This window comes from uncultured Bacteroides sp., from assembly GCF_910586915.1.
Lineage (GTDB): Bacteria > Bacteroidota > Bacteroidia > Bacteroidales > Bacteroidaceae > Bacteroides.
This window is the reverse complement of sequence record NZ_CAJULN010000016.1, coordinates 1-12,373: the sequence shown is the minus strand read 5'-3', so window position 1 is coordinate 12,373 and position 12,373 is coordinate 1. Positions and strand designations below refer to the sequence as shown.

Genomic DNA, 12,373 nt, shown 5'->3' with positions numbered 1-12,373 from the left:
AGTTGCAGGGGTTATTTCTATCTTGAAAAAGCAGGAAGACGATTCACCTTCCCGGCTTTTTTCATGAAGCAATTACACAAACCAGCGTACGTAGCAGAAGTCCTGACGGTGCGGAAGGTCTTGGTTCTTCGGGAACATACGGTAAGAAACCTTGAAGCTACCGGCGTTGGACAAGCTGTGTTTCACCTGGAATGTATACAGGTTGCCCTCTTTCTTGATTACATCAAACGGTTCTACGGAGTAGATGTGCTGTTTGCCGTCTGCCGTTGCGTAAGTAGTAACCAGTTCAAGTCCTATGGCGTCGTTCAAACCTTTCTCGTCGATTACATAAGTAATGGTGTACTCTTTTCCGCTTTCGATGTCGCCATTCTTCAGCTCTTCCACTTTGTCGCAAGATACGATTTCGATGGAATCCCATTTAGCGACAACTTCTTCTTTCCAGGCAGCGATTTCTTTTGCCTTCGCATTGTTATCGGCAGCCAACGCAGCGAAACGTTTTGCCTGCTTGCAATAGAACTTGCTGTAGTAATCGTCCAATTGGCGCTTCATTGTATAATGAGGAGCAATCTGTGCGATAGAGTTCTTCACTACCTTCACCCAGCCTTCGGAATAGCCTTTCTTATTGCGTGCGTAATACAACGGCATGATTTCAGTCTCAAGAATGCTGTAAATGGTAGCAGCATCCAACTGGTCTTGGTGTTCCTGGTTCTGATAAGTACGTTTTTCGGTCAACGCCCATCCTGCACCTTCGCGGTAACCTTCCAGCCACCAACCGTCCAATACGGAGAAGTTGACAACACCGTTCATCAGCGCCTTCTCACCCGATGTACCCGATGCTTCCAACGGACGGGTCGGAGTGTTCAGCCAGATATCAACGCCGGAAACAAGACGACGTGCCAGCTGCATATCGTAGTTTTCGAGGAAGATAATCTTACCCAGGAATTCCGGGCGGCGGGAGATTTCGATGATGCGCTTAATCAAGCCCTGTCCTGCTCCGTCGTGCGGATGCGCCTTACCGGTGAAGAGGAACTGTACCGGATAATCGGGGTTGTTCACAATCTTAGCCAGACGTTCGAGGTCGGTAAATAGCAGGTGTGCACGCTTGTAAGTAGCAAAACGACGACCGAAACCTATCAGCAACGCGTTCGGATTGATTTTATCCATCAGCGAAACGATGCGCGAGGGGTCTCCCTGGTTCTTCAGCCAAGTGTCGCGGAACGACTTGCGGATGTGGTCGACCAACTTGTTCTTCATCTTCATACGTGTTTCCCAGATTTCTTCGTCGGGCACGTTGTAGATAGCTTCCCAAATCTTAGGATTGGACTGGTCGGCCAGGAAGCTGTCCTTAAAGTATTTGGAGTATAGTTGTTTCCATTCCGTAGCGCTCCATGTGGGGAAGTGGACACCGTTTGTCACATAGCCTACGTGGCTCTCTTCGGGGAAGTAACCTTTCCAGATGGAAGAGAACATTTCTTGCGATACTTTTCCGTGCAACCAACTTACACCGTTCACTTCCTGCGAAGTGTTGCAAGCGAAGACCGACATACAGAAACGTTCGCCTCTGTCGCCCGGATTGTTGCGTCCGAGGTCCATCAGGTCGTCCCAGGTGATGCCCATCCGTGCAGGATAACCGCTCATGTATTTGCCGAACAGACCTTCGTCGAAATAGTCATGGCCGGCAGGAACCGGTGTGTGAACTGTGTAGAGAGAAGAGGCACGAACCAACTCGATAGCCTGTTCGTAAGTCAGCCCTGTTGCCACATAGTCGCAGATGCGCTGAACGTTGATAAGTGCAGCGTGTCCTTCGTTGCAGTGGTAGATGTCTTTCTGGATACCCAATGCTTTCAGTGTCAGGATACCACCGATACCCAACAGGATTTCCTGTTTCAGACGGTTCTCCCAGTCGCCTCCGTAGAGCTGGTGAGTGATAGGACGGTCGAACTCGCTGTTCATCTCATTGTCCGTATCGAGCAGGTACAGAGAGATGCGTCCTACGTTGACACGCCATACGTTGGCATGAACATAATAATCAAGGTAAGGAACATCGACTACCAACGGCTTGCCTTCTGCATCCAGCACACGGTCGATGGGAAGCTGGCCGAAGTTCTGTGCTTCGTAGTTGGCAATCTGCTGTCCGTCCATAGAAAGTGTCTGGGTGAAGTATCCGTAACGGTAAAGGAAACCTACGGCACACAAATCGACATTGCTGTCGGAAGCCTCTTTCAAATAGTCGCCTGCCAATACGCCCAAACCGCCTGAATAGATTTTCAGTACATGGCTCAATCCGTACTCCATGCTGAAATAGGCTACCGAGGGACGTTGGTTGTCGGGCTTCACATCCATGTAAGCTCTGAACTTCGCATAAACTTCGTTCATTCTTTTCAGAATCACCTTGTCATTAGCCAAAGCCTCCAGCTTTTCGTAACTCATACGCTCCAGCAACAATACCGGATTCTGACCGCATTCTTTCCAAAGAGCAGGGTCTAAGTCTCTGAACAGTTCGGTTGCTTCATAGTTCCATGCCCACCAAATGTTACGTGCGATTTCAGACAACTTCTCCAACTCGGCCGGTATACGTGACTTTACAGTAACCTCTTTCCAGTTGGGAGTATTCACATTACTAACTTTAACTCTCATAATGTTTTTGTTTACTTATTGATGAATAATTTCTTTCTTAACTCAACTGACGCTTCATCGCATTGCGTAAAGCAACATCGTAAGCCTCATAATAATATTGGATGAAATGTTTCCACAAAGCCTGCTCGGCAACGTCGGCGGCACGCTTGCGGATTTCCTTCACTTCTTTCTCCGGCTTATCGGCGAAGAGCGTAATCGTATCCTTGATGCCATCTGCCACTTCCGAGTAGTTATAATCCGAACGATGCAGCACTTCTACTCCATCGTCGATGCCATGCTGGTTTTTCAGGCTGTTTACCCAAAGCCCGAATCCTGCCAGGTCGGTCGTAATTGTCGGCACGCGGAAGGCTACGCTTTCCAACGGGGTGTATCCCCAGGGTTCGTAATAGGAAGCATACACACTCAAATCTTGCCCGAGCAGCAGGTCGTAATACTCCTTATTCATAATGCCGTCGCGGCCGTTGAGGTAGCAAGGCACGAAAATCACCTTCACTTTATCTTCCGGACGGTTGCCCATTCCCAAGTATTTCAGCATATCCAACACCTGGTCGTGGGTCATGTTGTGCAGCCAATGGGTGACAAACGGCACTTCCAGGGCGGTGTCAAACTTCTTCTTGCTTTTCAAGCGTTCCTGCAAGTCTTCGCGAGGCTCGCCTACCCAACCGGGCACATTGATAAAGGCCAACACATTCTTATGCAGATTCTTATCGCGGTTCAAACGGTTCAAGGCTTCGAGGAATACGTCGATTCCTTTGTTCTTGAATTCATAGCGTCCGCTGGTTCCGACAATCAGCGTATCGTCGCCCAGGTTGGTGCCCAACAACTTATTCGCCACATTCAGCATCAGTGCACGCGCACGCTTGCGTTTGCCGGTGAAGGTACTTCCTTTCGGCACAAAGTCGTCTTCAAAACCGTTCATCAGCACTACATCCGCCGGCTTGTCGAGCAATTCCTTGCATTCATTGTTGGTAATCTCACTGACTGTCGTGAAGCAGTCGACATAATGTGCCGTCTGTTTCTCAATCGAATGTTTCGACTGCATATTCAACTCTTGCGCCATCTGGTCGCCATTGTAAGCAAAGAGATAGTCGTACAACGGTTTATGGTTGCCGGCTATCGAACGGCCGATAGAGGTCGCATGGGTTGTAAAAATAGTACCTATCTCGGGCACAGCATCCTGTACGTAAAGTGCTCCCATTCCTGTCATCCACTCGTGAGCCTGATATACCACCTTATCCGTATCTGTCAGGTTGTAACGATAGAAACTCTCTACCACCTTGCCCGCAGCATACGAGAACATGGACGCTTCGTCATAATCACCATAAGCGTGCAACGAATCGACTTGATAACGATTCCACATTTCTGTATATATATCGTTCTTCTTCTGAAAAAAAGGTTGGAAATCAACTAAGATGACTATAGGTTGACCGGGAATATTCCATCGTCCGACACGAACGGAGAGTTCGTCTTTCTCATGCGCATATTGCTTCCATGCAGCACACAAATTGTCAGACTCAATGAACAGAGGGTTTTCCTTTCCTTGCCACACGTCAGGACCGATGAAGAAGATTCTATCACGAAACGCTGCCTGCAATGTATTTGCTCGCGTGGACAAAACAGTATATATCCCTCCTACTTTATTACATACTTCCCAACTGGATTCGAAGATATAATCGGGGGTTAATAAATCTTTTACCATATAATATATTAAAACTCTTTTTAGTATGCGGGTGCAAAAGTACACATTATTCTTTGAAAAATAATACTTTATATAAAAAATATGAGGCAGGAGGAAGAAAGATACATCTGTTTGCAGTAAAAAAAATAATATCCCCTTACTAACGCAAAGCCGCATTAACAAGGGGATTCAAGCATTTTTCAGAGGGAATTATACTTCTGAAAATCTAATATGAAAACAATATGTCCGGATATTACACCATCAATGCTGCCACCAACGCCAAAATAGCGTAAAACTCGGGAAGAGCCGCATAAATCATCGTGTTGGTCTGCACGTCGTGTCCCTGAGAGATGCCAAGAATACCGTTAGCACATACCTGGCCCTGACGGATAGCCGAGAACAAGCAAACCAAGCCGACGCCAAGTCCGACACCCAACATCAACGGTCCGTCTGTCGAGAAGTCTCTGCCCATAGACATCAGGAAAGCCACAAAACCATACAAACCCTGAGTAGCCGGAAGTGCCGACAGAATCATATAGCCTGCAGACTTGGAAGGGTCTTTCTTCAAAGCGCCCTCTGCCGCATTTCCCGCAATGGTTGTACCAAAACAACTACCGATTCCTGCAAGGGCCAACATCAGGCCCAAACCCAAATAACCTAAAACTTCATTCATAACTTTTCTATTTTTATTTATTTTCTAATTGATTATTTTTTCACTGTGGCAAATGGTTTATAGGCTTCGCCCTTACCATTATAACCGGAATTCTTAAAATATTCGACAAATGTAAGACGGAGCGGGTGCACAAAGGCACTCAGACAAGACATGGCGATGTTCAGCGTATGACCGAAGATTAATATCAGTCCGCAGAATAGCCAGCCAAGCACCGGTCCTGCCGCATCGTTTACCATAAAAGCAAGCTGATTGAATACCCCGCCGAGCATAGCGCCCGCCAGACCCAAAGCATAGAGACGGATGTAGGAAAGGACATCTCCCAACAGCCCTGTAGCCATGTTGTAAGTATCCCATATACCTGCACCGATATTGGTAAATACGTTCCGATGGATGTTATTCAACAAATAGATACCGATGGCAGAAACACCGCCAATCACTATAAATGCCCAGGTAGAAACGTCTTCGGAAATCACTTTGAAGAAGGAAAGACCGCCGGTGCAGATAAATCCGACTACCAGCAACAACCATCCCCATGCACTAAGCGACTCCTTAAATCCGAAACGTACAGTCTGGCCGATTGCCTTCACCAGCATAGCAATACAGATATGTACCACACCGATGATGAGCGCCAGCAACATCTGTTTGTCGTATGTCGTTTCGCCGATTTTTCCTACAATCATAAACTGTTTCAGTTTTTCGGGCAACTCAAGGTCGAACAGATTCACACCGAAGAATGTACCCAATATGGCACCGATAACAGCCGTAAAGACTCCCAACGTTATCACTAAGTTCATCATTCCGCGCATGGATTCCGGCATTTTCTTCTTTAATATAAAACCTAAAAGAATCAAAGCCAGTCCGTAACCTGCATCTCCCATACAAAAAGCAAAGAAGAGCGAGAAGAACGGCGCAAGAATCGGTGTCGGGTCGAACTCTGCGTAGTCGGGCATACCATACATCTTGGTCAACACCTCGTACATACGTGTAAATGCATTGTTCTTCAACTTAATGGGAGCATTGTCTTCCCGCGTTGCCGAACGCATCTCGTAATATACGCTGCTATTGTCGAGCAATGACTGAACTTCTGCCTGATTCTCTTCGGGAATCCAGCCTTCGAGCAACACAACTACGCCTTCGGCCATTCCCCTACTGTTCCGCTTTACTTTCAGCAAGTCGATTTCTCCTTCCAGTTCGATGCTGGAACTTTCCAACGTGCGATAATATCTTTTGCAGAATGTTTTCAATTCGTCTTTTGCCTGCAAAAGCATTTCTTCCGTATCGGCTTTCTTGTCTTTCAGTTCAGACAGGCTTAAGGATGGCAAACGGAGTGGTTCCAACTCCAACTGCGCAGGTTGCGGAGTGACAGTCACAAAGTAAAGATGTCCGCCGGATTCGTTCACGACAATAGCGCCGGAATCTTTCACCCATGCTTCGTCAAACTCCTTCTCCGGACAAGTGTAAAAGCACATAGAGAAACCGGACTCTTCCAGCCGACGAACCGACTTCCAATCGAAATCGCCCCACACTTCCATCTGTGCAATATCCTTCGAGATAGCCGGAAGCTGTTGGTTCACATCCTGTATACGTGCCTGCAAATCTTCATATTGCTGTACCAGACTGTCTGCCGACCGGTCTGCATAGACCGTTTCATCCGGTTGCTTCTCAGCCAACGCATACATATTTTGAAGCATATTCTTATACAGCACACGCTTCTGTATGAATTGCTGCAAGTCGTCGTCCATCTCGCCCAACTGCTTTTCGACAATATGGACAACTCCCAGTTCCCGGATTTTCTGCAAAAACAACTCGTATTCTTTGTGATAAACAAGGAATGTAAGTTTCTTCATTTTTGTAATCATGCTTCTACCTCCTTCCTCTTTTCCTGATGGGACTTCATAATCTTTTGCGAAGACTTCGACAGATTCTCTTCATCTTCCATAAACCGCTTAATCTTTCGCAATGCATCCTGATAGCCCGGTATCTGTACCTTCTCAAAAAGATTTACTTTCTGAGTGGTCTTTTTCCTTGCATGTTCTAACAAATTCAACTTGGCGAGCATGAATTCACGTTCGATTGCCGTATGAGCAAGCTCTTCCAAAAGATGGATACCATCGGCATACCACTTGGGAGCGTTAAACATACTGTAAGGACGTATCTCGAATTCTACATTTTCGAGCAACGGCACACGTACGCCCGCAATTTTCTTTACACCAAGATGAACATCATTTACCTTTATCAATGAAGCGTCAAACTCATTCCAAAGGGCGAACATGGCTTCATAGGCCTGAATCTGCTGTTCGAGCCTATCCTCCAAATCAGCCGCTTCCGTTTTGCAGCGTTTCACTTCCATGCGGAGGGCGCTTTCCTTGTTCTTTATAATAGGAAGCGTACGCACCCGCACTTTCAGTTGCTTTTCAAGCTGCTGAAGAGAGGTTTTGTTATATTGAAACTTTATAGCCACGTTGTTAATTACTAATTATAAATTATTAATCACCAGTTTATTGTTATTCGTCTTTCGGCCAATATTGGTCAACAAGCTCTTTCTTGATATTGACTTCTTCCGGACGGAAATATCTGCCGAACAAGCCCCAAGCCACATCCAGCATTTCAGTAGTATCCAGATTGACATCAATAGCCAACAACTGATTAGAATAATCTTTCGCAAAAGCCAGCGTACGTTCGTCGTAGTTCGTCAGGTCGAAACCGTTTTCCATTTTTGTCTTGGCATTAGCGGCATCGGCATACAGACGCACGGCAGCATTCATCACCTGCGGATGGTCTTTACGTGTTTTCTTACCTGTCACTAACTGTTTCAGACGAGACAACGAACGGAACGGGTCTACAATCACCTTACCGATATCACTATCACGACGCAAGAACAACTGACCTTCAGTGATATACCCCGTATTGTCAGGCACAGCGTGCGTAATATCGCTACCGGACAACGTAGTCACCGCAATAATCGTAATCGAACCGCCCGAAGGGAACTGCACCGCTTTCTCGTAAATCTTCGCCAAATCGGAATAAAGCGAACCCGGCATAGAGTCCTTTGAAGGAATCTGATCCATACGGTTGGACACGATGGCCAACGCATCGGCGTAGCTGGTCATATCCGTCAACAGTACCAAGACTTTCTCATTGTTATTTACTGCGAAATATTCAGCAGCAGTCAGCGCCATATCCGGAATCAAGAGACGCTCTACCGGCGGATTCTCAGTTGTATTCATGAAGCTCACGATACGGTCGAGCGCACCGGCATTGGAGAATACATTCTTAAAATACAGGTAGTCATCATTCGTCATACCCATACCGCCCAAGATAATCTTATCAGTTTCGGCACGCAACGCCACATTTGCCATTACCTGGTTAAAAGGCTGGTCAGGGTCGGCAAAGAACGGAATCTTCTGACCGGACACCAACGTATTGTTCAAGTCAATACCGGCAATACCTGTCGCAATCAGTTCCGACGGTTGTTTGCGTCGCACCGGATTCACCGACGGTCCACCGATTTCCACTTCCTGTCCTTCAATCTCCGGTCCTCCGTCAATCGGATCACCGAAAGCATTGAAGAAACGCCCTGCCAACTGCTCGCTTACTTTCAACGTAGGCGATTTGCCAAGAAACACGACTTCGGCATTGGTAGGAATACCTTCCGTGCCTTCAAATACCTGTAGCGTAACATCGTCACCGGCAATCTTAACCACCTGTGCCAGTTTGCCGTTCACAGTGGCAAGCTCGTCATACCCTACTCCCGTCGCTTTCAGCGAGCAGGTAGCTTTGGTAATCTGAGTAATCTTGGTATATATCTTTTGAAAAGCTTTTGTTGCCATCTTACTTATTTACAATTAACAATTTATGATTTACGATTGAATGCGTCTTTCAGCAATCAGTTCCTTCAGTTGTTTCTGGAATCCTTCATACTGTTCCGACCTGAATCTTGAGTAGTTCATCTGCTTGCAGATATTAATCATCTTCTTGAAATAATCCATTACTTCGTTGAAGTTGTCAAATTCAAATTCCGTATGACAGATGTCAATCACCATATTCAGGATATCTTCCTGACGTTCCAAAGGAGTCACTGCATCAATTTCGTCAAATGCATCCTGTTGGAGAATAACGAAGTCAATCAGTTCCGACTTCCAGAAGATAACGTGATATTCTACCGGCACACCGTCGTCACCTAAGATATTAATCTGTTCGGCAATTTCCTTACCACGTTGCAAACGGGTTTTAAGTTCGTTTACCTTACCAATCCATTCGCCGTTGATATGACCTGTAATATATTCCTCAAATTCAGGATATTCGATATATTTGGAATAAGAATCGATCGGATTCACTGCCGGATAACGTTTCTTGTCGGCACGGTCTTGTTCCAACGCATAGAAACAACGGGCTACCTTCTTCGTATTCTCTGTAACCGGTTCTTTCAAGTTACCACCGGCAGGAGATACCGTACCGATGAAGGTGATGGAACCTGTTTCACCATTATTCAGTTCTACATATCCTGCACGACCGTAAAAGTTGGAGATGATAGCCGAAATATCCATCGGGAAGGCATCGGGACCAGGCAACTCTTCCATACGGTTGGACATCTCACGCAAAGCCTGTGCCCAACGGGAAGTAGAGTCTGCCATCAACAACACCTTCAATCCCATCGAACGGTAATATTCCGCCAAAGTCATTGCCGTATATACAGACGCCTCACGGGCAGCCACCGGCATATTGGAAGTATTGGCAATGATAATGGTACGCTCCATCAACTTACGTCCCGTATGCGGGTCCACCAATTCGGGAAACTCGGTAAAGATTTCCACTACCTCATTGGCACGTTCACCACAAGCGGCAATAATTACGATGTCTGCCTCTGCCTGCTTGGAAATAGCGTGCTGAAGCACCGTCTTACCTGTACCGAACGGACCGGGAATAAAGCCTGTACCTCCTTCCACTATCGGATTCAGCGTATCAATTACACGCACACCGGTTTCCAACAGTTTGAAAGGACGCGGTTTTTCCTTATAGTTTGTCATGGCACGTTTTACCGGCCACTTCTGAATCATAGTCACAGGAATGTCATTTCCCTCTTCATCCGTCAGAACTGCGATTGTATCTTCTATTTTATAATCGCCTTCCGGCCTGATTGTTTTTACAGTAGCCGTTCCTTTCAAAGTGAACGGAGCCATCATTTTCAAAGGCTGGAAGTTTTCATCCACTTGCCCCAACCATGCAGACGCCTGCACTTTGTCACCCGCTTTTACCAACGGAACGAAACGCCATACACGTTCCTTATCCAACGGGTAGGTATATTGTCCTCTCTTCAAGAAAACGCCGTCCATTTTATCAAGGTCATTTTGCAGACCATCGTAGTTTTTCGATAACATACCCGGGCCTAATGTCACCTCAAGCATATGTCCCGTAAATTCGGCTTCAGCTCCCACTTTCAGTCCGCGCGTACTTTCAAACACCTGGACATATACCTGCGAACCTACCACCTTAATCACCTCCGCCATCAACTTGTCGCCACCGGTCGAAATATAACATATCTCATTCTGAGCCACCGGTCCGTCAACGACGAGGGTCACCATGTTGGCAATAACGCCACTAACAGTTCCTTTTGTTGCCATATATTTTTTTATAATTTATTATCTGAATTCCGCAGGAATCTGCACATCATTCTTCAGCGAATCAATAATGCTTCTGAATAACTGGCTTCCTCTTTCTTTATCCAATAAAATCCACCGTTCAATCATTTCCAACTTCAATAAAAAAGCAAAAATGCGTTCAATGGTAAAGTAGTCGAAGAAGATAGCATCTTCCATCCAATTCCATCGCAACGCATCCCGTTTTTTCTCGCGTTCCACCAAATCCGTAATCTCACTGATTTTTACCAACGATTCAAAAACATCCACTTCGCCGGACAATCCGAAATCACGGGCACTCAACGTACGTAAAGCCTCGCATACTTCCGTGTTCCCTACAATGTGAGAAGCGATGTCCCACTTGAACTTACGGCAAGTAAAAGCCACCAGTATATTATTGATGTTAAGATTGAATTCAAACCACGCGGCAATAAACTTATTTCCACATTTCATTGCATATTCGTAATACAAAGCTGCCAGATAATCTTCATGCAACATCGCAATATCTGCCGGTGTATTCAAATAATCAATAATAAATGTGGAAAGGTAAGCTGGAAATTCCTTCGGACTGACCTCTCCACCTTCTTTCAAAATTGAAATATACTCCGTAAGTTCTTCGGCAGAGTAGTTTCCACGTTTGTCGATATCCGCTTCTTTGTCCTTCAAAAGTTTCAGCACATTCGCATTATCAAATTGCAGATAAAACAAATCAACTAACTTCTGATCGGAAGCAGACAATTCCGAATAGATTTCTGTTTTAAAATCAGCTACCGTATAGCTCAGTTTGCTGTCTTCCAGCGAAAGTTCCGGCAAACCTGCTACCAGGTAATAGTACTTACTACTCATAGTTGCTTCTTTTAAAATAGCATTTCTACTAATTGAGGACGCAAGAACGCTTTGAAGTAATTCATGAATTCTTCTTCTCCAAAGTTCACCTTGTACGAACCGTCCGCCGGAGAAACTGTGAACAAAGTCTTGATACCGTTTACTTGTTGTATGGTTACTCCCTTATCCAACAATGCTTTCGCATGAGCAGCAAAATACTTTTTCAGTGATTCCGCATCGGCTGTAGAGATAACGATAGGCTCGTCCACACTCCATTTGGACGCCAATGAAACAATAAACGCATTCAGATAATCCTTATCTTGAACGAAATCTTTTACAGAAGCGGTTATCAACTTATCAGTAACCATAGTCGCCACTTCCGATTTAAGTGCATTTACAGCCTGACCAGCAAAGAGTTTTAACTCTGATTTTGTATTATCCACCAATTCGTCAGCAGATTTACGAGACGAGTTTACGATTGATTCTGCTTCTTTACGAGCATCCTCAATGATTTTTTTTGCTTCTTCCTGAGCATTCGCGATAAGTCTCTGCGCTTCTTCGTTTCCTTTTTCCACGCCTTCACGATAAATCTTATCGGTCAACTCTTGAATTTTGTTTTCCATATTAACAGGAGTATTTAGTATTATTACTTGTATTAATTGTATACCTTCTTAGATTCTCGCCAAATTTACAAAAATCAATTTGATAAAAAAGAGAAAGAAGAAAAGAAATATAACTAAATGATACTTTTTCTCATTTTACCGAGTGAGAAAGCCAATATATAAGGAGTACAAAAGCGTGTTTTTATTTATATCAGGCATGGATATTAAAGGGGAAACGATGGAATATTATTTTCCGGCAGGGTTGTATAAACCAGAAAAGCCCCCCGGTTCCTTTCGGACCGGAGGGCTTCCTCTTGAAAAC

The 12,373-nt window shown here is 45.3% G+C and carries 9 protein-coding genes; all 9 read right to left on the bottom strand.

Features of this window, described 5'->3' with window-relative positions:
• Nucleotides 1-72: 72 nt before the first annotated feature.
• Nucleotides 73-2,637 (bottom strand): glycosyltransferase family 1 protein, encoded by a 2,565-nt coding sequence (locus QZ331_RS07780; RefSeq protein WP_294629364.1) that lies wholly within the window; start codon nt 2,635-2,637, stop codon nt 73-75.
• Nucleotides 2,638-2,674: 37 nt separating this feature from the next.
• On the bottom strand, nt 2,675-4,336 hold the full coding sequence (locus tag QZ331_RS07775) for a glycosyltransferase (RefSeq protein WP_294629363.1): 1,662 nt from the start codon (nt 4,334-4,336) through the stop codon (nt 2,675-2,677).
• 232 nt (nt 4,337-4,568) lie between these two features.
• On the bottom strand, nt 4,569-4,988 hold the full coding sequence (locus tag QZ331_RS07770; protein ID WP_294629362.1) for an ATPase: 420 nt from the start codon (nt 4,986-4,988) through the stop codon (nt 4,569-4,571).
• 32 nt (nt 4,989-5,020) lie between these two features.
• A complete protein-coding gene (locus QZ331_RS07765) occupies nt 5,021-6,847 on the bottom strand; it encodes a V-type ATPase 116kDa subunit family protein (protein ID WP_302580729.1) in 1,827 nt (608 codons plus the stop codon).
• The gene (locus QZ331_RS07760) at nt 6,844-7,449 is read right to left on the bottom strand and encodes a V-type ATP synthase subunit D (protein WP_004297640.1); all 606 of its coding nucleotides are present in this window, start codon (nt 7,447-7,449) and stop codon (nt 6,844-6,846) included. Before QZ331_RS07760 ends, QZ331_RS07765 begins: the two co-directional genes overlap by 4 nt.
• Before the next feature lie 43 nt (nt 7,450-7,492).
• On the bottom strand, nt 7,493-8,818 hold the full coding sequence (locus QZ331_RS07755; RefSeq protein WP_294629360.1) for a V-type ATP synthase subunit B: 1,326 nt from the start codon (nt 8,816-8,818) through the stop codon (nt 7,493-7,495).
• A 30-nt stretch (nt 8,819-8,848) separates the two neighbouring features.
• Nucleotides 8,849-10,609, bottom strand: a complete 1,761-nt coding sequence (locus tag QZ331_RS07750) for a V-type ATP synthase subunit A (RefSeq protein WP_294629359.1) — start codon at nt 10,607-10,609, stop codon at nt 8,849-8,851.
• Between the two features lie 18 nt (nt 10,610-10,627).
• A complete protein-coding gene (locus QZ331_RS07745; protein ID WP_294629358.1) occupies nt 10,628-11,470 on the bottom strand; it encodes a DUF2764 family protein in 843 nt (280 codons plus the stop codon).
• A gap of 11 nt (nt 11,471-11,481) precedes the next feature.
• A complete protein-coding gene (locus QZ331_RS07740; RefSeq protein ID WP_294629357.1) occupies nt 11,482-12,072 on the bottom strand; it encodes a V-type ATP synthase subunit E family protein in 591 nt (196 codons plus the stop codon).
• Nucleotides 12,073-12,373: the final 301 nt, after the last annotated feature.

Excerpts from the sequence above, each read along its gene's own strand:
- QZ331_RS07775 (WP_294629363.1), bottom strand. The coding sequence starts at position 4,336 with ATGGTAAAAGATTTATTAACCCCCGATTATATCTTCGAATCCAGTTGG.
- QZ331_RS07750 (WP_294629359.1), bottom strand. The coding sequence starts at position 10,609 with ATGGCAACAAAAGGAACTGTTAGTGGCGTTATTGCCAACATGGTGACC.
- QZ331_RS07770 (WP_294629362.1), bottom strand. The coding sequence starts at position 4,988 with ATGAATGAAGTTTTAGGTTATTTGGGTTTGGGCCTGATGTTGGCCCTT.
- QZ331_RS07765 (WP_302580729.1), bottom strand. The coding sequence starts at position 6,847 with ATGATTACAAAAATGAAGAAACTTACATTCCTTGTTTATCACAAAGAA.
- QZ331_RS07745 (WP_294629358.1), bottom strand. The coding sequence starts at position 11,470 with ATGAGTAGTAAGTACTATTACCTGGTAGCAGGTTTGCCGGAACTTTCG.
- QZ331_RS07755 (WP_294629360.1), bottom strand. The coding sequence starts at position 8,818 with ATGGCAACAAAAGCTTTTCAAAAGATATATACCAAGATTACTCAGATT.
- QZ331_RS07780 (WP_294629364.1), bottom strand. The coding sequence starts at position 2,637 with ATGAGAGTTAAAGTTAGTAATGTGAATACTCCCAACTGGAAAGAGGTT.
- QZ331_RS07740 (WP_294629357.1), bottom strand. The coding sequence starts at position 12,072 with ATGGAAAACAAAATTCAAGAGTTGACCGATAAGATTTATCGTGAAGGC.